Below are 24,632 nucleotides of genomic sequence, written 5' to 3'. Positions count from 1 at the left end.
GTCGCTCGAAACGGGCCAGCGCCGCCGACGACGGTTGCCCGCCGAGGGCGCCGGCGATGATCGGAACGAGCGCGGCGGCGTCCAGCCAGCCCAGGTTCATCCCCTGGCCGCCGATCGGGCTGATCTCGTGGGCGGCGTCTCCGATGAGCGCTACCCGTCCGTTGACCATGCGGCGGACCAGCCTCGACCGGACCGAAAACGCGCTGAGCATCGAGTTGGAGGCGGGGTCCACGTGCATGCCGGTGCGGTCCTTGATCAATGCCGCCAGTTCGTCCGCGACCGTTGAAGTCTGCAACCTGCGCGTCCGGACGACCCAGCGCCGGATACTGCCAGGCAAAGGAAAGGATTCGACGATTCCTTCGCGCTCCAGGAACAGCAGGGCCGTGTCCGGTGCCCCGGTGGTGTCAGCAAAGTCGCCCATGAAGTAGGTATCCGGGTACTTCCGGCCGGTGGTCTCCGCGCCGACTGCCTGGGCCACCGCAGAATGGGCGCCGTCCGCGCCGATGGCCAGCCGGGCCTCGAAACGGACGGACCCGGAAGCCGCCCCCGGTTGCTTCCCCTCGATCCCAGACCCTGGGGTCGGATGGCCGCACAGCGCAACGCTGGAACCGCCGTCGTACACGGAATCGATCCGTATGCCCTCGGCAACCCGGCCGCCCGCGGAGAGGAATCGCGTGCGAAGCACCCGCTCGGTAACCGGCTGCGGCACCGCCAGGACGTACTGCCGCGGCCCCGGCACCGCGGCAAAGTCCAGCCGGGCGAGCTCGCGGCCCCCGCTTCGGGCCAGCCCGCTCGTGATTTTCGTGCCTGCCGCGATGAGGTCCGGTGCTACGCCGGCCTCGTCCAGGACGGCGAGCGCCGGGGGATGGATGCCGATGGCTCGGGTGTGCCCGCTCCGGGTGGTGCGCTGCTCGATCAGCAGTACGTCGATGCCCTGGCGGCGCAGCAGCAGTCCCAGCAGCAGCCCCACCGGGCCGGCACCCACGATGGCTACCTCAGGCATCGGACGCACGGTAGCTGAGCAGGTTCCGGAACGGCGGGCGGCTCTCCACTTCCCAGCCGGGCGGGACCACCTGCCTGAGTTCCTCGGGCGTGTAGCTGCGGCGGATCGACGTCAGTCCGTCGCCCCGGATGTACGAGCCCGGGAAGAAGGGCAGGGTGCCGGCGCTGAAAAGCCAGTAGGCCGCCGGACTGCGCCGGATGTCACTGTGAATGGCGGCACGGCGGCACAACTGCTCGGAATCGGCGAGCAGGCCGCTGAATTCCGCCGGTCCCAGGTGGTGCAGCAGGTGGTTGGAGATGACCAGGTCGTAACGGCGTCCTTCGGCGACCAAATCGGAGCTCAGCGCCCGGCGGAAATGCAGGTGCGGCAGCTGCGTCCGCGAGACGGCGAAGGCGTGGGCGCGCTCATCCGGGTCCACGGCGGTGATGTCCAGGCGCAGACGGTCCGCCGCGGCCCAGCGCGCCAATGACCGGACGACATCCCCGCCGCCGGATCCGATATCCAGCAGGGTGGTGGCGTCTTGGGACTGCAGCAGCGGTCGCAGCCGATGCCTGTACAACCAGCGCCAGCCGGAGATCGTGCGGTTGACCAAAGGGAACTGCTGGTACGTGCGCCGAAGTTTATCCGGATCGCAGTCGGCACGGTCCATCTCCTCGACCGCCCCGACGGCACGGTCCGCCAGGAATCGCATTCTGCAGCGCGCTTAGAGCAGCACTGCCGCTGCCGCAGGGTCCCCCTGGACACGGGCCGAGGCGGACCCGGTCTTGGTGAACAGCCCGGTCTCCACTGTCAGGCCGGGCCCGAAGGCCATCGAACAGATCCGTTCATCCGTGCCGTCGAACGGGGCATCCATGATGTCCTTGAGGACGAACATGACGGTGGCGCTGGACATGTTGCCGAAATTGCGCAGCACCCTGCGGGCCGGTGCCAGCTGCTCTTCGGTGAGTTCCAGCTTCGCTTCCACCTTGTCCAGGATGCTCCGTCCGCCCGGGTGGATTGCCCAATGCGTGACGTCCCGGTAAGGAAGCCCGTGCAGTGAGGCGTCCCGTGCCAGCAGCGGCTCAAGCGCGCCGACGATATGGTCGTCGATGATGTGCGGAACGTAGGTCCCAAGCACCATCTCGAAGCCTTCGTCCCCGATATTCCAGGCCATCGACTCCTCACCGACCGGGGTGAGCACGGTTTCGAAATGGTCCAGCACCAGCGACGGCGAAGTGTCGGTCACGTCGCGGGCAGTGACGACGGCGGCTGCGGCGCCATCCGCGAACAGCGACGAACCCATGATCGTATCGGGATCGTTGGAGGTGCGGACGTGCAAGGTACACAGTTCGGCCGACACGACCAGGACGACGGCCGCCGGGTCGGCCTCGCAGAAGGACTTGGCAGCCCGCAGCGCAGGGAACGCCGCATAGCAGCCCATGAAGCCCAGATGGTAGCGCTGGACGGACGGCTCCAGGTCCAGTGCGCGGACAATCTTGTAGTCGGGCCCCGGGTTGAAGAATCCGGTGCACGAGACAGTGACCACGTGCGTGATGTCGGCTGGCGAGAGGTCAGGGCAGGAAGCCAAGGCTTTGCGAGCCGACTCAATGAAAAGCGGCGTGGCCTCGGCAGCGAAAATGTCGTTGCGCACTTTGGTGCTGGGGCTGAGGATTGTGCGCGACCCGGCATCGAAGAAGACTGGTTCCGAGCTGCGCCGGGCGAGCGTGAGTTCCTCGACGGCCGTGTGCCGGGTCTCGATGCCCGAATAGTCGAACGAAGTGGCTACCAGGCGTTGCCCCAGCCGGGTCAGCCCCGGCTGGCCTGCAAAAACATCGCGGACTTCGGACTGGACCAGGACCGTCTCAGGAACGGCCGTTTCGAGGGATCTCAGGGTTACCGGCATGGTCCATTCTTAGTGGAGCCTCCGGCCGAAGACAATGCCCGCAGTGGATCTGCGGGACTTGGCAAGTGCCTTGTATGCCGCGTTGAGGAGTCATACGGTGGAGAAAGTAAGCCAGCTGAACATCGCCCAATGCAGCCGTGCATCCGCCACTGAAGGCCGGGGAGAGGGGAGGCGCCATGCGGACCAAGCCTGGAAAGGCCAAGGCGTACCAGGACCGCCGGGATGCCGGGCACGTGCTGGCCTCCTACCTGCAGGACTATGCAGGAAAGCCGGACGCCCTCGTGCTCGGGCTTCCGCGCGGCGGAGTGCCGGTGGCCGCCGTCGTAGCCGGCGTTCTGGAGCTGCCGATGGACGTAGTGCTGGTGCGCAAGATCGGCGTTCCCGGCCATGTCGAAGTAGCCATGGGGGCCATGGCCTCGGTGGCCGGGCACCAGGTGACAGTGCGCAACGAGGAGGTGCTGGCCCGCTACTTGATGGATTTCGGCCACAGGGCCGCCTTCGACGATGTCGCCGAGCGGGAGCGGGCGGAACTTGACCGGCGGGAGCAGTTGTACCGGGCAGGCCGCGGGACGCTCCATGTGTCCGGGCAGACGGTGATCGTGGTCGACGACGGTCTGGCCACTGGAGCAACAATGCGCGCCGCCGTCACCGTGCTGCGCGAACTGGAACCCGCCCGCATTATCGCGGCTGCCCCCGTCGGGCTCGGCAATACCTGCGATTCCTTGCGCCGGGTGGCCGACGATGTGGTCTGTCCCTGGAATCCCAAAGACTTCGTGGCCGTTGGACAGGCCTATGAGATTTTCGACCAGACCAGTGATGAGGAGGTGATACGTCTGCTGGCCGGGCAGCAACCATAGGCCCGGGGCATCCGGTGCCCGGAGAACCGTTGGGCATCGGTTCAGCAAAGAGTTGGGGACGACAAATGCGGCAGCAGCCTGTTGGCCGCTGCCGGAAGGGACGGCACTATGACAGCCAAGAACATATTCGTACTGGGTCTCACCGACGTACAGCGGGGTGAACTGGAGACTGTCCGCGGTGCCGATCAGTATGCATTCCACAACCTCCTGGACTATTCCATCCTGGTCAATACGGCCGACATCGACTTCCCCGGCCTGCTGGAGCAGGCGCGCAGGGAGCTCCAGGAGTTCAACGGGCCCGTCGACGCCATCATCACGCACTGGGATTTCCCGGCGAGCATCATCGGCCCCCTGCTGGCCGCCGAACACGGACTGCCGGCTCCGTCGCTGGAAAGCCTGCTCAAGTCCGAACACAAATACTGGAGCCGCCTGGAGCAGCGCGCGTCCGTCCCTGAGTGCGTGCCGGAGTTCGCGCCTTTCGACCCGTTCGACGATGACGCTCTGGCCCGAATCAACATCGCCTACCCGTTCTGGGTGAAGCCGGTGAAGGCGCATTCTTCGAACCTCGGATTCGCCGTGCACAACGAGGCGGACTTCAACGAAGCGATCAGGCAGATCCGGGCCGAAATCACCCAGGTCGGGGATGCGTTCAACGATGTCCTGAAGCTCGCGGACCTTCCCGCGGAGATCCGGGACGTGGACGGCAATACGTGCCTGGCTGAACAGCTCATCTCCGGCATCCAGGCGGCACCGGAAGGGACCATGTTCCGGGGCAAGTTCAATGCCCACGGCGTCTTCGACATGCACAAGGATGAGGCCGGCACCAGCTTCGAGCGGCTGGACTATCCGGCCAACAGCGTGCCGGAGAGCGTGCAGCAGCGCATGATCGACATCACCGAGCGCTATATGCGCCACGTCGGCTTCGACAACGGCTGTTTCAACGCGGAATTCATGTGGGACGAGGGCGCGGACAAACTCTGGCTGGTGGAGGTCAATACCCGCATCTCCCAGTCGCACAGCGACCTTTTTGCCAAGGTCGACGGCGTATCGAACCATGAGGTCGCGATCAGCATCGCCCTGGACCAGGAACCGGTGATGCCGCACCGCGAGGGCAACTTCGCCGTCGCTTCCCAGTGCATGATCTTCCACGACGAAGACGCCATCGTCACCCGGGTGCCCACGGATGAGGAGCGCACCGCCATCCGGCATCGTTATCCGGAAACCACGGTGACGCTCCAGGTGAAAGCCGGGGAGCGCCTGTCCGACCTGCCCAACCAGGATAGCTACCGCTACATCCTCGGAAAGCTCTACATCGGGGCTGACAACCGGGAAAAGCTCGTCGCGCGCTACCAGAGCATCCTGCAGGAGCTGCCCTTCGAGTTCGAACCTGTGGAACCCGAGAAAGGAATTGCGTGAAGACCGTTACCGACTTTCCCCACACCGTCCGGACCATCGAGAACGTCTTCATCCCCATGCGCGACGGCGCCCGGCTGGCGGCGCGGCTCTGGCTGCCCGAGGACGCGGAGCAGTTGCCCGTTCCCGCAGTGCTGGAGTACCTGCCGTACCGCAAGCGCGACAGCACGCGCGGCAGGGACGCGCTGAACCATCCCTATCTGGCCGGACACGGCTACGGCTGCATCCGGGTGGACATGCGCGGCAGCGGTGACTCCGACGGCGTGATCGTTGACGAGTACCGGCCACAGGAGCACGAGGACGCCGAAGACGTGATCGCGTGGCTCGCCGAGCAGCCTTGGTGCGACGGAAACGTCGGCATGATGGGAATCTCCTGGGGCGGCTTCAATAGCCTGCAGGTGGCAGCACGGCAGCCACCTGCCCTGAAGGCCATCATGAGCGCCTCCGCGACCGAGGACCTGTACGTGGACAACATGCACTACATGGGCGGATGCCTGCTTGCCGACAACCTCTCCGAGGCCACGGTGATGTTCGCGTTCAACAGCCTGCCTCCGGATCCGGCGATCGTCGGCGACCGCTGGCGGGACATGTGGCACGAGCGGCTGGAAGGCAGCGGCCTGTGGCTGGAAACCTGGCTGGAACACCAGCGGCGGGACGACTATTGGAAGCCGGCGTCCGTCTGCGAAGACTACAGCGCGATCCAGTGCCCCGTCATGGCGGTGGGCGGCTGGGCCGACGGCTACACCAACGCCATCTTCCGGCTGATGGAACACCTCGATGTGCCGCGCAAGGGACTGATCGGACCCTGGGGCCACAAGTATCCCCATCTGGGAGTCCCGGGACCTGCCATTGGCTTCCTCCAGGAGGTCGTGCGGTGGTGGGACCACTGGCTCAAGGGCAAGGACACCGGGCTGATGGAAGAGCCCATGCTGCGGGCCTGGATGCAGGACAGCGTCTCGCCCGAACCATCCTACGAGGACCGTCCCGGCCGCTGGGTGGCAGAAGACTGCTGGCCGTCTCCCAACATCGAACACCGGCGCTACAGCCTCCGCCGGCACGGCATCGAGCAGGGCGACGCGAAGGACGAACCGGGGCGCGACGTCACCCTGCAGTCACCGCTCAGCGTGGGCATGTTCGCAGGCAAGTGGGCCTCCTACGCAGCCACACCGGACCTGCCGTTCGACCAGCGGGAGGAGGACGGCGGCGCGCTGGTCTACGAGACGGAACCACTGGCCGAAACGATGGAAATCTTCGGCCTACCCTCGGCGTCGTTCGAGGTATCCGCGGACAAACCCGTCGCCCAGCTCGCCGTCCGCCTCTCCGATGTGGCGCCCAACGGCGAGGCGACCCGCTTCACTTACGGACTGCTGAACCTTACCCACAGGGACGGCAGCGCCGATCCCAAACCGCTGGTGCCGGGGGAGCGGTACCGGGTAACGATCCCGCTCAACGGGATCGCCCAGAGCGTCCCAGCCGGCCATCGGCTCCGCCTTTCAGTGTCGACCTCCTACTGGCCGCTGGCCTGGCCGGCGCCGGAAGCTGCCATGGTCACCCTCACGGCTGGAGCCAGCTCCCTGACCCTGCCTGTCCGTTCGCCCCGTGACGAGGATGCCGCGCTCAGGGAGTTTGACGAACCTGCCGCGGCGCCGGAGTTGGAGATCACGGCGCTGGAACCCGGCGAGCACCACTGGCGGGTCTCCCGGGACCTGGCCACGAACGTCTCGACCTTGGAAGTGGTCAATGACCAGGGTTCCTTCCGGATCGACGAGACGGATACCGTGGTCCGCCGTGCAACCAGCGAGTGGTACAGCTTCCGCTGGAACGAGGTTAATTCGGTCCGTGGCGAAACAAGGACCGTGCGCCGGTTCGAACGCGAAGACTGGAATGTCGAAATCGTCACCCGCACGGTGCTGACTTCCACGCCGTCGGATTTCCATATCAATGCCCAACTCGACGCCTACGAGCTCGATGCCAACCGCGGCGATCCAAGGGTCTATTCGCAGAACTGGCAGCGAGCCGTTCCCCGGGACCTGGTCTAGCTCAGAAAGAAGGGACACCATGAAAACTGCAGATGACGGCCACGGCAACCTGCCCAATGCCCAACCTCCGGTGGACGAGGGCCGCTCGTCCCGGGAGAAGGGCGCCTCAGCCAACCCGGATCCGGCCGCCGGCAACATCACCGGACTGGAGCCAGGCGGAGGCGTGCCACCGGGAGAGACGCCGCCGGCCGAAGACCAGATGAGTTCGGACCAGGGACACGAGGAGTAGCTGCAGCCATGATGAAGAAACTCCTGTTCGGTGCCGGGCTGGCAGCCGGATTCGTGCTTGGGTCCAGGGCCGGCCGCGGCTGCTACGACCAGCTCAAAAGCACCGCCTCACACCTCTGGCGGGCCGGGATGGAGCAACCGGCTCCATCCAGCGGACGGCGTGCCCAAAGCGGCACGGCTGCTGCGGACGCAGTGAGCCTGCCGGCGGAGGGTCCTGGAGCCGCAAGGGACCAGGACGGGCTGGCGGCAGCCGCCGCCCATTCCGGACCGCCCAGTGCCGGCCGCCGGGTTGGAACGGACCCAGGCATGGACGACCGGCCCGGCAGTGAATGGCCCGGCCGGCGCTCCGCCGAGAGCGTGGAAACTGTCAACGACCCCGAAGAGGAACTGGGCCACTCCTAGACGCCGGGAGGGACAGCGGGACCGGCAGTCCGTCAAAGCCGGCATCCCGCTGGACCGTTTCCTCCGGCCCGAGGACGGGACCAGCCCTAGCCGGCTTCCTGCCGGAAGGGGCTGGAGGGCGGTACAGCGACGCGGTGCGGTGCGGCCTTCAGCCGGCGGCCGCGAATACCTTGGGCTGGAACGGCGAACACGACGACCTGCCGGACGGTACCGGCCTCTTTGGATTTAATCGTCAGGCTGCGGGCCCCGGCCGGCACTGTCGGCGTGAAAACGTGCAGCTGCCTGGAGCCCATGGCCACGGTTCCCTGCTGTGCATACACGGTCCCCAGATGGTCCTCGATGAAGATCCCAGGCTCGGCGGCGTCGGCGCGGGCCGCTGAAGTCACCTGGACGTTGACGACTAGTCCGGTGCTCCAGATCTCGACCGAAAGCACAATGAATTCGGCGTCCGGGGTGTGATGGCGGCCAAGCGTCTGCGGCAGCAGCACATGGCGGAGTGCACCGGTCGGCAGTGGATCGTTCATAAAGCACCTCCTGGGGTGAAGAAGTCCATTTTAGTAAGCCTGCTGTCCGTGCGCACGGATTTGGGCCCTGATTCTTGCTCAGCCCTCGACAAGGATCGGGCGCTTTGCTAGACAGGGGTCAGCAGCGGCCGCCCGTAACACCGTGAACAGATTCCCATCGGTCCAGCCGGCAACCGAACTCCAAGGAGCAGCCAGCCCATGCGAATTGCCGACACGTCCGATCTCTGGTGGAAGAACGCGCTGATCTACTGTGTGGACATCGAGACGTTTTTCGATTCCGACGGCGACGGCACCGGCGACATTCCCGGTTTGGCCGAGCGCGTGGATTATCTGGTCGAGCTGGGTGTGACGTGCTTATGGCTCATGCCGTTCTATCCCACGCCGGACCGCGACGACGGCTACGACATCATCGACTTCTACGGTGTCGACCACCGGCTGGGCAGTGCCGGGGACCTGGTGGAATTGATCCGTACAGCGAAAAGCCGGGGCCTGCGAGTGATTGCGGATCTGGTCGTCAACCACACCTCCGACCGGCATCCGTGGTTCCAGGCGGCCCGGGCCAATACGGACAATGAATTCCGCGACTATTACATCTGGCGCGAAGACGAGCCGCCGGACACGTCTGACCTGGTGGTCTTCCACTCCGAGGAAAAGGGGATCTGGACCCAGGACGAACCGACCGGCCACTGGTACCTGCACCGGTTCTACAAGCACCAGCCCGATCTGAACCTGTCGAACCCGAAGGTCCGCGACGAGATTGCCAAGGTCATCGGTTTCTGGCTGCAGTTGGGGCTCGACGGCTTCCGGGTGGACGCCGTCCCGCAACTGGTCACGGTGGGCCTGCAGGACGAAATCGAAAGCAGCGAGGGCTTCACCGCCCCGCACGACTTCCTGCGCTCGCTGCGCCGCTTCATGAACCGGAGGAACGGCCAGGCCGTGCTCCTGGGCGAGGTCAATCTGCCGTACAAGGACCAGTTGAAGCTTTTCGGCGACCGTGACAGCACCGAGCTCACCCTGATCTTCGATTTCGTGGCGATGCAGAACATGTACCTCTCGCTTGCCCGGGCAGATGCCGGTCCCTTGGCCAATGCGCTGAAAAACCGGCCTGAAATTCCGCCGGAGGCCCAGTGGGCGACCTTCGTGCGGAACCATGATGAGCTGACGCTGGACCAGCTGTCCGAATCCGAGCGCCAGGAAGTCTTCGCGGCCTTCGGCCCCAGGAAAAACATGCAGGTGTACGGGCGCGGACTCAAACGCCGCCTGCCCCCGATGCTGCAAGGGGACCTGGACCGGACGAAGATGGTCTACTCCCTGTTGTTCTCGCTGCCGGGCACCCCTGCCTTGTACTACGGCGAGGAGATCGGCATGGGCGAGGACCTGGGCGCCGACCGCCGCATGGCGGTGCGCACGCCGATGCAGTGGACTTCCGGGGCCAACGGCGGCTTCTCCAATGCCGCCCCCGACAAACTCGCCAGTGCCGTAGTCGGCGGCGACTACGGTCCGAATCAGGTCAATGTCGCTGACGCCAAGCAGGATCCGGACTCGCTGCTGAACTTCATCACCATGCTGGCCCGCCGGTACCGCGAATGCCCGGAATTGGCCTGGGGCAGCTTCTCGCTGCTGGACCAGCCGCGCCGGGAAGTCCTCGCGCACCGCTGCCACTGGGAAGGCTCCAGCATCATCGCCGTGCACAACTTCGGACCGGACAACGCCAAGGTTCCGCTGACGTTCAAGGACGCCGGCCCTCAGGCGCGGCTGCAGGACCTGCTCGGCGCGGACCATCTGGAACTCGATAACGACGGCGGTGTACAGCTTGAGCTGTCGGGCTACGGGTTCCGCTGGTTGCGGCTCTTGTCCCGGGGCGAAGAGACCCACAAACTCCCGCAGGTAATGACGACCGTGGCCGCGGCCGGAGAGGAATGATCCGAGGAATGACCAGCAGCGTCGATACCGCCCGCTTCGGCGGCGATCCCAACTGGTGGCGGCAGGCCAGCGTCTACCAGATCTACCCGCGCAGCTTCGCCGACGCTAACGCCGACGGCCTCGGCGACCTGCGCGGAGTTACCGCGAAGATCCCGTATCTGGCCGCACTAGGAATCGACGCCGTCTGGTTGAGTCCCTTCTATCCTTCCCCGCTGGCGGACGGAGGCTACGATGTCGCGGATTACCGCGATGTCGACCCGAGGCTGGGAACATTGGCGGACTTCGACCGGATGGCCCAGGCCCTGCACGCGGCCGGCATCAAGCTCATTGTGGACATTGTGCCCAACCATTCTTCCGACCAGCATCCCTGGTTCCGCGAAGCACTCGCCGCCGGCAGGGGATCGGCCGCCCGGGAACGGTACATCTTCCGGGACGGCCTGGGGCCGGATGGTTCGAAGCCACCATCGGACTGGGTCTCGCACTTTGGCGGAAGCGCCTGGACGCGGGTCACCGAGCCGTCCGGAGAGCCCGGCCAGTGGTATCTGCACTTGTTTGCCAGGGAGCAACCGGACTGGAACTGGGACCATCCCGAAGTCCGCAAGGATTTCGAAACGACGCTGAGGTTCTGGTCGGACAGGGGTGTGGACGGATTTCGCGTGGATGTCGCCCATGCGCTCGCCAAAGACATGTCGGAGCCGCTGCGGAGCAAGCCGAGTGTGGCGGACGAACTGACCCCGGTGGACGGCAAGGATCCGATCTTCGACCGTGACGAGGTCCACGAAATCTACGCTGAATGGCGCAAAGTCTTCAACGAGTACGATCCGCCACGGAGCGCAGTCGCCGAAGCCTGGGTCCCGGCCGAGCGGCGTCCGGCCTATGCCAGTCCCGAAGGCTTGGGCCAGGCATTCAACTTCGACTTGCTGCGCGCGGACTTCGACAGCTCCCAGTTCCGCACGATCATCACGAGGAACCTTGCCCAAGCGGAGGCGTCCGGCGCCTCCTCGACGTGGGTCCTGTCCAACCACGACGTCGTCCGGCATGCCAGCCGTTACGGCCTGCCTGACGGACTTGACTACGGGCCATGGCTGCTCAGCAACGGTACCGAACCGCCGGTCGATTACGAGACCGGGCTAAGGCGGGCACGGGCGGCGACGCTGCTGGTGCTGGCGCTGCCCGGGTCGGCGTACCTGTACCAGGGAGAGGAACTCGGCTTATTCGAGGTCGCGGATCTTCCGGCCGCGTCGCTGCAGGATCCGATCTGGCAGCGCACCGGGCAAAAGCGCAAGGGCCGAGACGGCTGCCGCGTCCCGCTGCCGTGGACAGCCGAGGGGCCGTCCTTCGGCTTCGGCTCGGATGGAGCCCACCTGCCGCAGCCGGCCTGGTTCGCCGACGCGGCCGCCGACCTCCAGGACGGGCAGGAGGACTCCACCTTGGAGTTCTACCGGGCCGCGCTGAAGCTGCGTCGCGAACTCCAGGGCTTCGAGGAGCTGACGTGGGTCGACGGCGTGTCCGAAGGCGTCCTGCACTTCGTCCGCCCTGGCGGCTGGAACTGCATCACCAATTTCGGCACCAACCCAGTGGAAATGCCCTCCGGAACCGTGCGGATCAGCAGCGGCCCGCTCCGTGCCGGAGCTCTGCCGCCGGAGACCACCGCCTGGCTCAGCCAGTGACGCATTCGTGCCGGGCCCTTCAACCGCGGGCCTGGCGGTGATAGACAAGTAAGTACCCTTATAAATTCCAGCTGCAGGAGTGAGAAGGATGCTGACAGCACGCGAAATCATGACCGGCAACGCCGAATGCGTGGGCGAGAACGAGACTTTGGAAGCTGCGGCCCGCAAAATGCTTGACCTGGACGTCGGCGCTTTGCCGATCTGCGGCGAGGACAACCGGCTGAAGGGCATGGTGACGGACCGGGACATCGTGACCAAGTGCCTGGCACGCGGCGGCGATCCCCGCACGGCCAAGGCCGGTGAGCTCGCCGAGGGGAAGCCGGTTACCATCGGCGCGGACGACAGTATCGAGGAAGCCATCAAGACTATGCAGTCGCACCAAGTACGGCGGTTGCCGGTCATTGACGGCCATGACCTCGTTGGCATGCTCAGCCAGGCCGACATAGCGCGCAACTACCCGGAGGACCGGGTGGGCGACCTGGTCGAATTCATTTCGTACTAACGCGAAGGACCGCGCGCATGCCCCAGACCACAGTTGCCGACCTCATGGTCCAGAGGCTCGTGGCCTGGGGCGTGCCCCGCGTTTTCGGTTACAGCGGAACGGCATCAATACGTCCATGGGTGCCTTGCGCCGGGCCGGCACGGTCGGCTTCAAGGCATGGCATGAGGAGAACGCCGCCTTCATGGCAACCGTGCACGCCAAATTCACCGGGCAGCCGGGCGTCGTGGCCTGTTACCGGCAGCAGGTGGATTCCGCCGAGGCCCTGCCCATGGTCTTGGACCGCGCCACCAAAGCTGCCCTGACGCACCGGGCCGCCGCCGTCGTCATTATTCCCCACGACGTACAGAAACCGCCCGCGCCAAAGCTGGAGCATGAACACGGCTTCCCGGTGACGGCGCCGGACTGGCAGCCTTTGGCCAACTTGCCGCTGACCGGTGACCTGCAGGCGGCCGCGGACCTCCTCAACGCCGGCGGGAAAGCCGCGCTGCTCGTGGGCCAGAGGCCCGCGGGGCGGCGCAGCAGGTAGAAGCCGTCGCGGAGCGGCTCGGCGCCGGCGTCGCCACCAGCCTGTTGGGCAAGCCGTTCGTCGACGAGCCGCTGCCCTACGCCGCCGGCCCCATGGGCCACCTGGGCACCAGCGCGAGCGAGCAGCTGCTGGGCAACTGCGACACCTTGCTGATCGTGGGTTCCAATGTCCGGCAGGAAGACGCGGGCTGACCGGCCGGCCTTGCTGTCAGTCAGCTTCCGCTTCCTCTTCCCGGCTGGTGGCCGTCTCGATCGTCTCCAAGATGCGCCGCACTGCCGTAGCCACGCTCGCGGCGGGACTGATGGCGCCGGCGCCGGCACCCGAGTGCGCCTCGACCTGCTGCAGCAGCCCGTCCAGCCTGTCGGAGGCGGCCTGGCGCCGCTCCGGCAGGTCATCGTCACCGGCTTCCCAGGCCCGGAGCGTATCCGCCGCCGTGAGCAGCGAGTCGGCTATCGGGGTACGCAGCTCTTCCGGTATTTCGGTCGACAGCGGCTGCAGTCCTCCCGCCCCGGCAAGCACATCCGTGATGTCCTTAATATGGAACCCGATCGTCTCGAGGGACCGCAGGTCCTGGTAGTCCGTGCCGATATCCCGGCGGTGCAGCCGGGCACGTGGATTCCCCTTCCGGCTTTCGTCAGCGTGGTAGATCGCGTCGCGGACATCGTGCCCGGCCGCGGAGATGTCCGCGTTGTAACGTGTCCAGGCCTCCCGTTGGGGCGGCCAGTCCTCGGTCAGCGCCTCCGCCAGGCCCTCCAGATGCGAAGCGAGCATAGTGCGGAACCTCGACAGCTGCAGGACCGCAGCACTGAAGTTCAGCGGCGGCAGGATCAGCACGTTGACCAGGAGGCCGCAGGCGACGCCGACTGCCATCTGCACGGCATAACCGACCGAATAGTCGTCCGCGTTCTGGCCACCGATGATCAACACAAAGAGGGCTGCCATCGGCACATAGTCCTTGCCATGGCCGAGGATGCCGATCCCGGAGACCAGGACCGCGACGCCGACCACCAGCGGGATGGTCACCAGGTTCGGCTCCGCCAGGACCACCACTACGCCCGCGAGCAGCACCCCGAGCAGCAGTCCTGCCAGCGTCTGCAGCCCGGCCTTCACCGAGCCCATGAATGTCGGATACATGCTCACGAGCGCGCCCAGCGGTGCGTAGTACGGATAATCGTCGGCGACGCCGGGCATGTACGGGGCAATGAACCAGGCAATACCGACGGCGATCGCAGCCTTGAGCGCCAGCAGCATGCGGGCTTTGCTCCAGCTGGCTTCCAGCCAGGAGAGTGCGCGGCGCAGCGCTGAAGGAGGCTTGAGGGCGAGGGCCATATCCTCATCTTCACAGCCACTGCGCCGCCTGGCTACATTAGTCGGACTCTTGTCCGCCGCCTTCCGATACAGCCACACTAGTCCCATGGAGCACAGCGAAGCAGCGGGCGAAGGCCAGCCGGACACAGCACGCAAACGGATTGTCGTCGGCGTCGACGGATCCCCGTTGTCACTGTCGGCCCTGCGCTATGCCAGGAGACTGGCGGATGCACTCGGCTGCACCATCGAAGCGGTTGCAGCGTGGCAGTACCACATGGCGCTGGGCACCTTCACCCCGCTGGACTGGACCCCGGAAGAAGACACCCGCACCCTGCTGGAGCAGTCAGTGCGGGAAGCCTTCGGTGATGATATTCCCGCGGACCTGCGCCGCAGTGTGCATCAGGGACAGGCCGGGCATGTGCTGGCGGAAGTCAGCCGCGGCGCCGAGATGCTCGTCGTCGGTAGCCGTGGGCACGGCGGGTTCGCCGGGCTGCTGCTGGGATCCGTCAGTTCCTCGGCGTCGGCCCATGCGCGCTGTCCGGTGCTGATTGTGCACCAGGAACCTCCGGAAGGGGAGGAATAGCTCATCGCGTCGCGACGAAAGTGGAGACCCCCGCCTGGCTCAACTCCGCAGCAGCCCCGGCCAGGACCAGCACCACGTAGGCGCTGACCGGCACCAGGATGAGCCACTCGCGCCAGGACCCGGCGTTACCCAGCAGCGGCAGCGAGAAATTGCCGTTGGGCCGCCAGATGCGCTTGAGCACTGGGACCCGCCGGAGCGCCTTGGGCGGCCGGATCCGTACGGGCCACAGCAGGTTGATGCCCCCGGTCGTGACCATATCGCCGAGGAGATGGGCCACCACGCCGATCGCCATGGCCAGCGGGAACCAGTTCTGCTGCTCGGGGGAGAAGGCTGTGATGAACGCCGCAACCGCAATGCCCACCGCCCACGGGGTCTTTTTCAGCCGGTCGGGAATGAACCGGAGCGCCTTGGCGGCAAAGGCCACCAGAAGCACGCAAAGCAGGCCGGCCGCAGGAAACACGGTGCCGAAGCGCTCGGTCTCGACGCTGGCCAGGCCGGCCAACCAGGCGATGGCAACGAAACCGGCAGCGCCCAGAATCGAATGGGTGCCGCGGCGGTGTCCTCCCGCCACGCGGCCGACGGCGGTGCACACCACGTTCGAGACCGGAGGCAGGGAATGCGCGATCGTCGCGCGCCGGTGGTCGGCATCCGGGACCAGCGCGGCGCCGGCGGTCACCATCGCTCCGGTGATCACGCCGGTGGGGCCGACGTCGAGCAGGCCGGCACCCAGAACGACGGACTGCTGCGCCCACTCGGCGCTGACGACGGCTCCCAACGAGACTTCGAACTGCGTGGTCAGGGCGATCCAGGCGGCGGCTCCGCTGGCGGCATGGTGGGCACCGAGCATCGGAACCGGCTTCCTCTCGACTGGGGATGTGGCATAGCGCCGGTTCGCATTCTAGCCTTCCTGCGAGGTCAGCCCTGGTCCTCCCATCTGACGTCGAGGTTGCGGAAGACCGGCGGCGCGTCGCACAACTCGGCGAACCGGGCGGCGAACTCGCTGGTCTCGGGTCGGCGGGAGTTCTCCATCGCCGACTCGTAGGAGTCGAATTCCACGATCTGCAGGTACGTTCCCGGCCGGTCACGATCCGCCGTCGCAATGATCCTGCGGAACGTCGCCGGGGTAGTGCCATCGGTCCTGGAAGGCCTCCCAAGCTGTTCGATCTCCTCCATGCGGGAGGTCTGGAATTCGATGATCTGGACAAACCCGGCCATGATGGCTCCTTGGTTGGCGGCTGGTGTATGCGGCTCACGGTAGACGCGGTCAGGCCCGGCCGCAATCGCCAAATCGAGGGGGAGGGGCTGCCGGATGCAGGAAGGCCCCGGAAAACCGAGTGGTTTTCCGGGGCCTTTTCCCTGTGCGCGGAGGGGGACTTGAACCCCCACCCTCAATAAGAGGACTAGCACCTCAAGCTAGCGCGTCTGCCATTCCGCCACCCGCGCAGGTGGTTTTCGCCGGGCCGGCCGGAGCCTGTCCCTTCGAAAGCAGCGAGAAAAACTCTAACACGTTTTGGCCGAAGTACTTAATCGGCTGTCTTGCGCGGCCGGTCGCGCCCTTCCAGCGTGAGCGTAGTTGCCTCTGAAAGCGGGCCCATCGGTAGGCTGGAGCCACGAGACGATTGCAAGGAGCCTGCCATGCCCGCCATTGCGCCCGAAGATGAAGTTGCCCGCATCTGCCGTGAACTGATCCGTTTCGACACGTCGAACTACGGCGGCAACGAGGGGCCGGGGGAGCGGGCGGCCGCCGAGTATGTGGCCGGACTGCTTGAAGAAGTGGGCCTCCAGGCAGAAATCTTCGAGTCCGCCCCAGGACGGGCTTCAGTGGTTTCCCGCATGACGGGTCTGGATCCGTCTGCCGGCGCCCTCGTGGTCCATGGACACTTGGATGTGGTGCCTGCCCAAAAGGACGACTGGCAGGTCGATCCGTTCAGCGGCGAGGAGCTGGACGGCCTGATCTGGGGCCGCGGAGCCGTCGACATGAAAGACATGGACGCGATGATCCTGGCCGTGGCCCGGCATATGGCCCGCGCGGGTATCCGGCCCAAGCGCGACCTGATCTTCGCCTTCTTCGCCGACGAGGAAGCCGGCGGCAAGTACGGGGCTCGTTGGGCCGTGGACAACCGCCCTGAACTTTTCGACGGCGCCACGGAAGCCATCTCCGAAGTCGGCGGCTTTTCCGCGACGATCGGGGGCAAACGTGCGTACATGCTCCAGACGGCGGAAAAGGGCATCGCCTGGTTGAAGCTGGCCGTCAATGGACGCGCGGGCCATGGTTCCCAGTTGAATCCGGACAATGCAGTAACGACACTGGCCCGCGCAGTGGGCCGCATCGGCGCGCACCAGTGGCCCATCGAACTCACGGAGACCACCCGGAGGTTCCTCGACGGCGTCACGGAGTTGACCGGCGTCGAGTTCGATCCGGACAATCCGGACATCCTGCTCAAGGAGCTTGGCACCGTTGCCCGTTTTGTCGGCGCAACGCTCCAGAACACATCCAATCCGACAGTGCTCAAGGCCGGCTACAAGGAGAACGTGATCCCTGGACTTGCTGAGGCGCGAATCGATGCGCGCACGCTGCCGGGCCAGGACGAACAGGTGCTGGCCAAGATCAGGGAACTGGCGGGCGAAGGTGTGGACATCAGCTACATTCACCAGGACAGTGCCCTGGAGGTGCCGTTCGCAGGAAACCTGGTTGACGCGATGGTGGATTCGCTCACCGCGGAGGACCCGGACGCCGTCGTCCTTCCCTATACGCTCTCCGGCGGAACGGACAACAAGTCGCTGGCCCGCCTGGGCATCACTGGCTATGGCTTCGCCCCGCTCCGGCTGCCGGACGAACTGGACTTCACCGGGATGTTCCACGGCGTGGACGAGCGGGTCCCGGTGGAATCGCTCAAGTTCGGCACCCGGGTGCTCGGGCGCCTGCTGGCAACCTACTGAGGCCACGATGGCGAAGACTCTGGACGAACTGCTGCCCGATGACCTGCTCGACCGGATCCGAGGCCGGGCCGGCCGCTACGACGAAACCAACAGCTTTTTCCACGAGGATCTGGACGAACTGGCCACGGCGGGCTACCTCAAGATGCTTGTTCCGGCCGCCGACGGCGGCCTGGGTTGGAGCCTGCAGCAGGCAGCCCGCGCACAGGTCCGGCTGGCGGGGGCCGCGCCCGCAACTGCGCTGGCCGTGAATATGCACCTGGTCTGGACGGGTGTGGCACGGGTCCTGCAGGCGCGCGGAGACGACAGCATGTCCTATGTCCTGGAAGAAGCCGGACGGGGGGAAATCTTCGGCTTCGGCGTGTCCGAGGCCGGGAACGACCAGGTCCTGTTCGACTCGCGCACCGTGGCGCAGCCGCTGGCCGACGGCAGCTACTCTTTCACCGGGGCCAAGGTGTTCACCAGCCTCTCGCCGGCCTGGACGCGGCTTGGCGTCTTCGGCCGGGACGACACTGGACTCGAACCGCAGCTCGTTTGGGCCTTCATTGACCGGCAGGCGCCCGGCTACAGCATAAAAGAGGACTGGAACACACTTGGCATGCGGGCGAGCCAGTCCAACACGACCCTGCTCGAAGGTGTGGTGGCGCGGCCGGAGCGCGTGTTCCGGAAGCTGCCGGTCGGCCCGAATCCGGATGCGCTGGTTTTCGGTATTTTCGCCTGCTTCGAAATCCTGCTGTCCGCCGTGTACACCGGGATTGGCCGCCGTGCGGTGGAACTGGCCGTGGCCAACAGCCACCGGCGGCAGTCCCACAAAACCGGACGCAGCTACGCGCAGGATCCGGATATCCGCCGCCGGGTTGCCGAGGCGGCGATGGCCATGGACGGCGTCTATCCGCAGCTGGACGGACTGGCAGCCGACGTGGACCACGACGCCGACCACGGGAGCCTGTGGTTCGCCAAACTGGCCGGGTTGAAAGTCCGCGCCACGGAAACCGCCAAGCATGTGGTGGAGCTGGCGGTACGTGTTTCCGGCGGAGGAGGCTATTTCCGTGGCAGCGAGCTGGAACGGCTGTACCGCGACGTCCTGGCCGGCTTGTACCATCCGTCGGACGATGAATCAGCACACAACACGGTCGCCAACGCCTGGCTGGGACCGCTCGAAGACTGACTTCCGCCGGCAGTCCGGCCAGCCGCCGGCGGCTAGACGGTGGCTTCCACCCGCAGAACCTTGCGCCGCAACCAGTACTTGCGGCTGCCGCCGATATACAGCCGGGTGCGGACCAAATCCCACTTGCCGTACTCCGCGTGTTCGGCCAGCGCACGGCGCGCTTCCTTGACCGACTCGCCCTTGCTCACGGTCAGGACGAGGTATTCATAGTCGCGGGCATGGTCGCGCTCGCGACTGCCGGTGCCTGTTCCAAATTGTTCCCTCATTGCCCTCCGATCTCTTCACTTATTCTTCCCCCAACGGCTAACGTCTACTACATGGCCATTGATCCGCGTGTCGCGCTCCAGTCATTCACGTCCGCCCTCGAAGAACACCTCGCAGCCGCCTCCAGCCGGCGCGGGGACAATGACCCGGCAGTGGAAGCCGCATTCTCCTCCATCATGGAGACCTTCGAAGCCTATGAGGATGCACTTTACGACGCCTACGGTGAAGTTACACCTCTGGTGATCTACGACGAGACCGAGGACGAAGACGGCGACGACGACGATTATGACGACGTCGCGGATCCCTTCGACGATGACCTGGAGATCGAGGAGAAATAGCGCGGCTGCGCCGCTGTCAGGCCGGCGGCGCGGAAATATCGTCCAGGGCAGAGGCAATCTCCGCCGGAATGCTCTTGGGCGAAGCCTGCAGGATCTGGTTCAGCTGGGCGGGGGTCCGGGGTCCGACCACGGCGGTGGCGACTCCGGCCTGTCCCAGCAACCAACCCAAGGCCAGCTCAAGGGGCGGAACATCGAGGCCCCGCGCCGCCGTCGCCAGCGCCTCGGTAATACGGACCGGCCGGCCAGTCAGGTAGGGCTCGACATAGGCTGCCCCCGCCTCCGACCCGCCCCGGGAATCCGCCGGGATTCCGCCGCGGTACTTGCCGGTCAGCACTCCGCGGCCCAGCGGCGACCACGCCATCACGCCCGCGCCCAGCGCCTGTGCAGCCGGGATAAGTTCCCGCTCCGCGGTGCGCTTGAGCAGCGAATACTCCGACTGGACAGCAACGAGCGGCACAGGGCTGAGCGATATGGCCCGCGCCAGCTGCCAGCCGGCGTAGTTGGAGACACCCACGTACCGGGCCCGGCCCGACGTCACAGCGAACTCCAGCGCGGAAAGCGTTTCCTCCAGTGGCGCCTGGTCGTCCCAAGTGTGCGCCAGCCACAAGTCAAGGTAGTCGGTTCCCAGCCGGGCCAGGCTCGCATCCAGCGACCGCAGCATCGCCCCGCGCGAGGCGTCCACTTCACGGGCCCCGCTGCGGCGGCCCAGACCGGCCTTGGAGACGATAGTCACCTCCTGGCGCGGCACGAGTTCGCCCAGGAACGCGCCGATGACAGCCTCGCTGGTGCCGTCCCCATAGGCAGCCGCGGTGTCCAGCAACGTGCCGCCTGCTTCCAGGTAGGACCGCAGCATGATGGCCGCGCTTTCCTCGTCCGTGGCTTCGCCCCACGTCATCGTGCCCAGCGAGAGATGCGGCACCTTTAATCCGCTGTTGCCCAAGCGATTCTGCTCCATGGGCAAAAGCCTACGGCCTGCCGGTGACAGGTCATACTGCGGGGTGATCTTTGGCTCCCCGGCGGTGTCCGGTTCTGCCCCCGTGCGGCCGGTGCTTTAAGGTCTAACTTGTGACTTGGCTTGAAGCGGCCTTCTTGGGACTGATCCAGGGCCTGACCGAATTCCTTCCGATTTCCTCAAGCGCCCATCTGCGCGTGGTGGGCGAATTCCTGCCCGGGGCAGCGGATCCGGGTGCTGCCTTCACCGCGATCACGCAGCTGGGCACCGAAACCGCTGTGCTGGTGTATTTCTGGAAGGACATCGTCAACATCGTCAAGGCCTGGCTCGGCTCGCTGACCGGCAAAGTCCCGCGGAACGACCCGGATGCGCGCATGGGCTGGCTGGTGATTATCGGCTCGATCCCGATCGGCGTGCTCGGCCTGCTCTTCGAGGACCAGATCGAAGGCACCTTCCGCAGCCTCTGGATCGTGGCGACCATGCTGATTGTGTTCGGCCTCATCCTGGCCGTGGCCGACACAATAGGCAAGCAGGTGCGCACACTCGATAAGCTCAATTACAAGCACGGCATCCTCTACGGCTTGGCCCAGGCGCTGGCCCTGATTCCCGGTGTCTCCCGCTCCGGCGGCACAATCACGGCGGGCCTGCTGATGGGCTACACCCGCGAGGCAGCAGCCCGGTACGCCTTCCTGCTGGCGGTGCCAGCGGTGTTTGCGAGCGGTTTCTACCAGCTGTTCACCGGCCTCGACCAGCCCGGACCGTACGGACCGGGCCCGACGGCGCTGGCGACAGTGGTGGCCTTCGCCGTGGGCTTCGTGATCATCGGGTGGTTCCTGAAATTCATCTCCACCCGCAGCTACAAGCCGTTCGTCTGGTACCGCATCGGACTGGGCCTGCTGCTGTACATTCTGCTGGGCTTGGGCGTCATCAACGCTTAAAGTACGACGGCGGTCCCTCACCGGAGCCGCGACACTTACCGGAAGGAACAGCCATTGTTTGGTTGGAACGCACGTGAGGTGCCGTCACTGCCTGGCGGCAGTGACGAACTGCTGCTCTTCGACACGGCCGCAGGCCGCGAGGTGCGGTTGGAACCGGGGGAGACCGGCTCGCTCTATGTGTGCGGCATTACCCCCTACGACGCGACGCACATGGGGCACGCGGCGACCTACGTTGCCTTCGATCTGCTCAACCGCTACTGGCGTGATGCGGGCAGGACCGTGCAGTACGTCCAGAACGTGACGGACGTGGATGATCCGCTGCTGGAGCGGGCCAACGCGACCGGCGTGGACTGGGAAGCGCTGGCGAAGGACCAGACGGACCTGTTCCGCGAAGACATGGAAGCGCTCAACGTCCTGCCGCCGGACCACTATATTGGCGCCGTCGAATCCGTCCCCTGGATCATTCCCGCCGTGGAGCAGCTCCTCGATGCCGGGCTGGCCTACCGCGTGCCGGGTGAAGGGAACGAGCCGGACGGCGACGTATATTTCGACTCGGTCGCCGCTGCCGGGGAAGGCTGGCACAACGGCCTCACGTCACGGCTGACCGAAGAGGAAATGCTGCCGCTTTTCGCCGAACGCGGCGGTGACCCGGACCGGCCCGGCAAACGGCACCCGCTGGATGCCCTGCTCTGGCGGGTGGCGCGCGAGGGCGAGCCAAAGTGGCCCGGCAACTCGCTGGGCGAAGGCCGGCCGGGATGGCATATCGAATGTTCCATTATTGCCCGCCGGTTCCTGCCGGAGACCTTCGACGTCCAGGGCGGCGGCTCGGACCTCAGCTTCCCGCACCACGAGATGAGCGCCGGTCACGCCTACGCCCTGACCAGGACGCCGCTGGCACGGCACTTCGTCCACGCCGGCATGGTGGGACTGGATGGCGAGAAGATGAGCAAGTCCAAGGGCAACCTGGTGCTCGTCTCGAAGCTGCGCGCCGCGGGGGAGGATCCGGCGGCTATCCGGACGGTGCTGCTGGGACAGCACTACCGCAGCGACTGGTTCTGGACGGACGAGCTGCTGGTCCAGGCACGGGCCCGGCTGGGCAGGTGGCGGGAGGCTGCCCGCGCCGGCGGCAGCAGCGGAACAAGCGAACTGGCGGCCGCTATCCGAGCCGCTTTGGCCAAGGACCTGGACGCTCCGGCTGCCCTCGACGCGGTGGATGCCTGGGCCGGCTCGGTCCTCGCTGCCGCACGTTCCGGAGCGGACACCGGTGAAGCCGCCGGGACTCCCGCGGCCGAAGTGCTGGACGCCTTGCTGGGCATCCGGCTCTAAGTTCCCAGGAGCGCGGCCCGGGACGGGATCGTGCTGCGGCAGACCGCCGTCGGCACCCGTCCCGGCGCCTGCCGCCGCTCAGTCCTTGCGGCGCTTCTTCAAGTAGCGTTCGAATTCCCGCGCAATCGATTCCCCGGTCGCTTCCGGCAGCTCGGCTGTGTCCTTGGCTTCCTCGAGCTGGTGCACGTAAGCGGCGACTTCCGGGTCCTCGGTGGCCAGTTCGTTGACACCGCGCTCCCACGCTTCGGCCTCCTCGGTCAGGACACTCGTATCGAACGGAACCTGGAGAATGTCCTCGAGCCGGTGGAGCAGAGCGAGCTCGGCTTTCGGTGAGGGGGCCTGTCCGACATAATGAGGCACGGCCGCCCATAGCGAGATAGTGGGAATCCCGGCCAAGGAGGCCAGCTCGGACAGGACACCGACGATTCCGGTGGGTCCCTCGTACTGGCTGGGCTCGGTGTTCAGCGCTTCCCGGACGCCATCGTCCTCGCTGGTCGCCGTGACGGGAATGGGCCGGCTGTGCGGCACGTCGGCCAACAGGGCTCCCACCAGGACCAGGCAGTCCACGTCCTGTTCCGTCGCGTGGGCCAGCAGTTCGGCGGTGTACGCCCGCCAGCGGTAGGAGGGCTCGACGCCGTGGACGAAGACGATGTCCACGTCCGACGACGGGATGCTGCAGCGGGTGAGCTTGGTCGTGGGCCACTTGATCCGGCGTTCGCCGGAGGCCGTCCGCCGCACGATGGGCCGGGTGAACTGGAAGTCGTAGTAGAGGTCCGGGTCGATGCTGGCCACCTTTGTGCCGTCCCAGAGCCGGCTGAGGTACTTGACCGCATCCGTGGCCGCTTCCCCCGCATCATTCCAGCCTTCGAACGCCGCCAGCATTACCGTCAGCTTCCGCCGCGGCTGGCCTTCCTCGTGCTGGCGGGGGAAAAGGGAACGCAGTCCCCGAGCCTCGCTGTTGTCCATATTGCTCACTTCTTCACCCTAGACCGAAGGCTCTTCACTTGTCAGCGAAGCGGGACTTTGATTCGCCGTCGGCATAGTGGCGCGGTACGGGACCAGGCGGCACAGCGCGCCACCGTAGACTAAGACCATGCCTTCTCCATCCCGCTCCGCCGATGAGCCGCTCCTGCAAGCCGTCCTGTGGGACATGGACGGCACATTGGTGGACACCGAACCCTACTGGATCGAAGCCGAAACGGAACTGGTCCGCAGCTTCGGCGGCACTTGGTCGGATGAGCTCGGCCGCACTCTGGTTGGCAATGCGTTGCCCGCTTCCGCGGCGGTGCTTCAGCAGGCCGGGGTGGAGCTCCAGGTGCGGGAAATCATCGACCACCTGATCGGAGCTGTCATCGAGAGGGTGCGCCGGCAGATTCCGTGGCGGCCCGGCGCACGGGAACTGCTCACTGAACTGCGCGCTGCCGGCATTCCCACCGCGCTCGTGACCATGTCCGAGAAGGCACTCGCCGAGGAAATCGTGGCCGCCCTTCCACAGGACAGTTTCCGGCTGCTGGTCACCGGGGACATGGTGGAACACGGCAAGCCGCACCCGGAGCCCTACCTGCGGGCCCTGGACGAACTGTCCGCGGAGTATCCCGGGCTCAGCGCCGACCGAGTCGTAGCCCTGGAAGACTCGGTTCCGGGCGCCACCTCAGCCCAGGCGGCCGGGCTGGTGACTGTCGCCATCCCGCACGTGGTTCCGGTACCAGCTGCCCCAGGCCGGATCCTGTGGTCCAGCTTGGCGGACAAGGGCATTGCCGAACTCGAGCAGCTGCTCGACGCAGCGGCTGTTCTGCCGGCGGAAGCGACGGCATGAGCGTGGCCCCGCACACCGGCGGCGCGCCGGGCA

26 protein-coding genes, 1 tRNA gene and 1 pseudogene are annotated in these 24,632 nt (G+C 66.1%); 17 read left to right on the top strand and 11 right to left on the bottom strand.

Annotated elements, in window-relative coordinates; translation table 11 throughout:
* The 3 genes from D477_RS09030 to D477_RS09020 all read right to left on the bottom strand — a co-directional run.
* Positions 1-1,003 (bottom strand): FAD-dependent oxidoreductase (locus tag D477_RS09030; RefSeq protein WP_043846307.1); only part of this gene is annotated, 1,003 nt, incomplete at its 3' end.
* Positions 996-1,694 (bottom strand): class I SAM-dependent methyltransferase, encoded by a 699-nt coding sequence (locus tag D477_RS09025; RefSeq protein WP_005268722.1) that lies wholly within the window; start codon positions 1,692-1,694, stop codon positions 996-998. The genes D477_RS09025 and D477_RS09030, both read right to left, overlap by 8 nt.
* Before the next feature lie 12 nt (positions 1,695-1,706).
* Positions 1,707-2,885, bottom strand: a complete 1,179-nt coding sequence (locus D477_RS09020; protein WP_005268721.1) for a type III polyketide synthase — start codon at positions 2,883-2,885, stop codon at positions 1,707-1,709.
* Positions 2,886-3,061: 176 nt separating this feature from the next.
* Between D477_RS09020 and D477_RS09015 the strand changes: the two genes are divergently transcribed.
* The 5 genes from D477_RS09015 (at position 3,062) to D477_RS08995 (ending at position 7,824) form a co-directional block, all read left to right on the top strand.
* Positions 3,062-3,742: a phosphoribosyltransferase gene (locus D477_RS09015; RefSeq protein ID WP_005268720.1), complete on the top strand. Its 681-nt coding sequence runs from the start codon at positions 3,062-3,064 to the stop codon at positions 3,740-3,742.
* A gap of 108 nt (positions 3,743-3,850) precedes the next feature.
* Positions 3,851-5,158: an ATP-grasp domain-containing protein gene (locus D477_RS09010; RefSeq protein ID WP_005268719.1), complete on the top strand. Its 1,308-nt coding sequence runs from the start codon at positions 3,851-3,853 to the stop codon at positions 5,156-5,158.
* Positions 5,155-7,194: a CocE/NonD family hydrolase gene (locus D477_RS09005; RefSeq protein WP_005268718.1), complete on the top strand. Its 2,040-nt coding sequence runs from the start codon at positions 5,155-5,157 to the stop codon at positions 7,192-7,194. Before D477_RS09010 ends, D477_RS09005 begins: the two co-directional genes overlap by 4 nt.
* A gap of 19 nt (positions 7,195-7,213) precedes the next feature.
* Positions 7,214-7,423 (top strand): DUF6480 family protein, encoded by a 210-nt coding sequence (locus tag D477_RS09000; RefSeq protein WP_005268717.1) that lies wholly within the window; start codon positions 7,214-7,216, stop codon positions 7,421-7,423.
* Between the two features lie 8 nt (positions 7,424-7,431).
* A complete protein-coding gene (locus D477_RS08995) occupies positions 7,432-7,824 on the top strand; it encodes a hypothetical protein (protein WP_005268716.1) in 393 nt (130 codons plus the stop codon).
* An 86-nt stretch (positions 7,825-7,910) separates the two neighbouring features.
* On the opposite strand, the gene D477_RS08990 is transcribed toward D477_RS08995, so the two are convergent.
* Positions 7,911-8,348, bottom strand: coding sequence for a hypothetical protein (locus tag D477_RS08990; RefSeq protein ID WP_005268715.1), 438 nt, complete (start codon positions 8,346-8,348; stop codon positions 7,911-7,913).
* Positions 8,349-8,546: 198 nt separating this feature from the next.
* Between D477_RS08990 and D477_RS08985 the strand changes: the two genes are divergently transcribed.
* The 5 genes and pseudogenes from D477_RS08985 to D477_RS23220 form a co-directional block, all read left to right on the top strand.
* Positions 8,547-10,271 (top strand): alpha-amylase family protein, encoded by a 1,725-nt coding sequence (locus tag D477_RS08985; protein WP_005268714.1) that lies wholly within the window; start codon positions 8,547-8,549, stop codon positions 10,269-10,271.
* Between the two features lie 8 nt (positions 10,272-10,279).
* A complete protein-coding gene (locus D477_RS08980) occupies positions 10,280-11,941 on the top strand; it encodes a glycoside hydrolase family 13 protein (protein WP_005268713.1) in 1,662 nt (553 codons plus the stop codon).
* Positions 11,942-12,029: 88 nt separating this feature from the next.
* On the top strand, positions 12,030-12,443 hold the full coding sequence (locus D477_RS08975) for a CBS domain-containing protein (RefSeq protein ID WP_005268712.1): 414 nt from the start codon (positions 12,030-12,032) through the stop codon (positions 12,441-12,443).
* Between the two features lie 115 nt (positions 12,444-12,558).
* Positions 12,559-12,969, top strand: coding sequence for a hypothetical protein (locus D477_RS23225; RefSeq protein ID WP_052510731.1), 411 nt, complete (start codon positions 12,559-12,561; stop codon positions 12,967-12,969).
* A 26-nt stretch (positions 12,970-12,995) separates the two neighbouring features.
* Positions 12,996-13,160 (top strand): annotated as a pseudogene (locus D477_RS23220) (hypothetical protein); the annotation flags it as partial.
* 16 nt (positions 13,161-13,176) lie between these two features.
* Here the strand turns inward: D477_RS23220 and D477_RS08965 are convergent.
* Entirely contained in the window at positions 13,177-14,298 is a 1,122-nt protein-coding gene (locus tag D477_RS08965) for an FUSC family protein (protein WP_005268711.1), read from the bottom strand.
* A gap of 85 nt (positions 14,299-14,383) precedes the next feature.
* On the opposite strand from D477_RS08965, the gene D477_RS08960 reads away from it, so the two are divergent.
* Entirely contained in the window at positions 14,384-14,860 is a 477-nt protein-coding gene (locus D477_RS08960) for a universal stress protein (protein ID WP_005268710.1), read from the top strand.
* Between the two features lies 1 nt (position 14,861).
* Here the strand turns inward: D477_RS08960 and D477_RS08955 are convergent, their stop codons facing one another.
* From D477_RS08955 to D477_RS08945, 3 genes are all read right to left on the bottom strand, one after another.
* A complete protein-coding gene (locus D477_RS08955; protein WP_005268709.1) occupies positions 14,862-15,707 on the bottom strand; it encodes a metal-dependent hydrolase in 846 nt (281 codons plus the stop codon).
* A gap of 68 nt (positions 15,708-15,775) precedes the next feature.
* Entirely contained in the window at positions 15,776-16,075 is a 300-nt protein-coding gene (locus D477_RS08950; RefSeq protein WP_005268708.1) for a hypothetical protein, read from the bottom strand.
* Between the two features lie 144 nt (positions 16,076-16,219).
* Positions 16,220-16,303: transfer RNA gene (locus tag D477_RS08945), tRNA-Leu, on the bottom strand.
* A gap of 192 nt (positions 16,304-16,495) precedes the next feature.
* Between D477_RS08945 and D477_RS08940 the strand changes: the two genes are divergently transcribed.
* Positions 16,496-17,800 (top strand): M20/M25/M40 family metallo-hydrolase, encoded by a 1,305-nt coding sequence (locus D477_RS08940; RefSeq protein WP_005268707.1) that lies wholly within the window; start codon positions 16,496-16,498, stop codon positions 17,798-17,800.
* Positions 17,801-17,807: 7 nt separating this feature from the next.
* On the top strand, positions 17,808-18,965 hold the full coding sequence (locus D477_RS08935) for an acyl-CoA dehydrogenase family protein (protein WP_005268706.1): 1,158 nt from the start codon (positions 17,808-17,810) through the stop codon (positions 18,963-18,965).
* A gap of 32 nt (positions 18,966-18,997) precedes the next feature.
* Here the strand turns inward: D477_RS08935 and D477_RS08930 are convergent, their stop codons facing one another.
* Positions 18,998-19,231: a DUF5703 family protein gene (locus D477_RS08930; protein WP_005268705.1), complete on the bottom strand. Its 234-nt coding sequence runs from the start codon at positions 19,229-19,231 to the stop codon at positions 18,998-19,000.
* 51 nt (positions 19,232-19,282) lie between these two features.
* Between D477_RS08930 and D477_RS08925 the strand changes: the two genes are divergently transcribed.
* Positions 19,283-19,567, top strand: a complete 285-nt coding sequence (locus D477_RS08925; protein ID WP_005268704.1) for a hypothetical protein — start codon at positions 19,283-19,285, stop codon at positions 19,565-19,567.
* 16 nt (positions 19,568-19,583) lie between these two features.
* Here the strand turns inward: D477_RS08925 and D477_RS08920 are convergent, their stop codons facing one another.
* Entirely contained in the window at positions 19,584-20,522 is a 939-nt protein-coding gene (locus D477_RS08920; RefSeq protein WP_043846302.1) for an aldo/keto reductase, read from the bottom strand.
* 110 nt (positions 20,523-20,632) lie between these two features.
* Between D477_RS08920 and D477_RS08915 the strand changes: the two genes are divergently transcribed.
* Together D477_RS08915 and mshC are read left to right on the top strand one after the other, a co-directional pair.
* A complete protein-coding gene (locus D477_RS08915; RefSeq protein ID WP_005268702.1) occupies positions 20,633-21,457 on the top strand; it encodes an undecaprenyl-diphosphate phosphatase in 825 nt (274 codons plus the stop codon).
* A 54-nt stretch (positions 21,458-21,511) separates the two neighbouring features.
* A complete protein-coding gene (gene mshC, locus D477_RS08910) occupies positions 21,512-22,783 on the top strand; it encodes a cysteine--1-D-myo-inosityl 2-amino-2-deoxy-alpha-D-glucopyranoside ligase (RefSeq protein WP_005268701.1) in 1,272 nt (423 codons plus the stop codon).
* Positions 22,784-22,861: 78 nt separating this feature from the next.
* Here mshC and D477_RS08905 read toward each other — a convergent pair whose 3' ends face one another.
* A complete protein-coding gene (locus D477_RS08905; RefSeq protein WP_005268700.1) occupies positions 22,862-23,749 on the bottom strand; it encodes a PAC2 family protein in 888 nt (295 codons plus the stop codon).
* 127 nt (positions 23,750-23,876) lie between these two features.
* Here D477_RS08905 and D477_RS08900 point away from each other — a divergent pair, with 127 nt between their 5' ends.
* A complete protein-coding gene (locus tag D477_RS08900) occupies positions 23,877-24,599 on the top strand; it encodes an HAD family hydrolase (protein WP_005268699.1) in 723 nt (240 codons plus the stop codon).
* Positions 24,600-24,632 lie beyond the last annotated feature (33 nt).

It is taken from the genome of Arthrobacter crystallopoietes BAB-32 (assembly GCF_000328305.2).
GTDB lineage: Bacteria > Actinomycetota > Actinomycetes > Actinomycetales > Micrococcaceae > Crystallibacter > Crystallibacter crystallopoietes_A.
Note: the sequence above shows the minus strand (reverse complement) of the source record. Positions and strands in the feature narration are given on the sequence as shown.

Coding starts and splice junctions, on each gene's coding strand:
- D477_RS08980 (WP_005268713.1), top strand. CDS start 10,280: ATGACCAGCAGCGTCGATACCGCCCGCTTCGGCGGCGATCCCAACTGG.
- D477_RS08955 (WP_005268709.1), bottom strand. CDS start 15,707: ATGCTCGGTGCCCACCATGCCGCCAGCGGAGCCGCCGCCTGGATCGCC.
- D477_RS08965 (WP_005268711.1), bottom strand. CDS start 14,298: ATGGCCCTCGCCCTCAAGCCTCCTTCAGCGCTGCGCCGCGCACTCTCC.
- D477_RS08925 (WP_005268704.1), top strand. CDS start 19,283: ATGGCCATTGATCCGCGTGTCGCGCTCCAGTCATTCACGTCCGCCCTC.
- D477_RS08935 (WP_005268706.1), top strand. CDS start 17,808: ATGGCGAAGACTCTGGACGAACTGCTGCCCGATGACCTGCTCGACCGG.
- D477_RS08920 (WP_043846302.1), bottom strand. CDS start 20,522: ATGGAGCAGAATCGCTTGGGCAACAGCGGATTAAAGGTGCCGCATCTC.
- D477_RS09015 (WP_005268720.1), top strand. CDS start 3,062: ATGCGGACCAAGCCTGGAAAGGCCAAGGCGTACCAGGACCGCCGGGAT.
- D477_RS08990 (WP_005268715.1), bottom strand. CDS start 8,348: ATGAACGATCCACTGCCGACCGGTGCACTCCGCCATGTGCTGCTGCCG.
- D477_RS08975 (WP_005268712.1), top strand. CDS start 12,030: ATGCTGACAGCACGCGAAATCATGACCGGCAACGCCGAATGCGTGGGC.
- D477_RS08940 (WP_005268707.1), top strand. CDS start 16,496: ATGCCCGCCATTGCGCCCGAAGATGAAGTTGCCCGCATCTGCCGTGAA.
- D477_RS09000 (WP_005268717.1), top strand. CDS start 7,214: ATGAAAACTGCAGATGACGGCCACGGCAACCTGCCCAATGCCCAACCT.
- D477_RS08995 (WP_005268716.1), top strand. CDS start 7,432: ATGATGAAGAAACTCCTGTTCGGTGCCGGGCTGGCAGCCGGATTCGTG.
- D477_RS08960 (WP_005268710.1), top strand. CDS start 14,384: ATGGAGCACAGCGAAGCAGCGGGCGAAGGCCAGCCGGACACAGCACGC.
- D477_RS09025 (WP_005268722.1), bottom strand. CDS start 1,694: ATGCGATTCCTGGCGGACCGTGCCGTCGGGGCGGTCGAGGAGATGGAC.
- D477_RS08985 (WP_005268714.1), top strand. CDS start 8,547: ATGCGAATTGCCGACACGTCCGATCTCTGGTGGAAGAACGCGCTGATC.
- D477_RS08905 (WP_005268700.1), bottom strand. CDS start 23,749: ATGGACAACAGCGAGGCTCGGGGACTGCGTTCCCTTTTCCCCCGCCAG.
- D477_RS09010 (WP_005268719.1), top strand. CDS start 3,851: ATGACAGCCAAGAACATATTCGTACTGGGTCTCACCGACGTACAGCGG.
- D477_RS08930 (WP_005268705.1), bottom strand. CDS start 19,231: ATGAGGGAACAATTTGGAACAGGCACCGGCAGTCGCGAGCGCGACCAT.
- D477_RS08900 (WP_005268699.1), top strand. CDS start 23,877: ATGCCTTCTCCATCCCGCTCCGCCGATGAGCCGCTCCTGCAAGCCGTC.
- D477_RS08950 (WP_005268708.1), bottom strand. CDS start 16,075: ATGGCCGGGTTTGTCCAGATCATCGAATTCCAGACCTCCCGCATGGAG.
- D477_RS09020 (WP_005268721.1), bottom strand. CDS start 2,885: ATGCCGGTAACCCTGAGATCCCTCGAAACGGCCGTTCCTGAGACGGTC.
- D477_RS23225 (WP_052510731.1), top strand. CDS start 12,559: ATGGGTGCCTTGCGCCGGGCCGGCACGGTCGGCTTCAAGGCATGGCAT.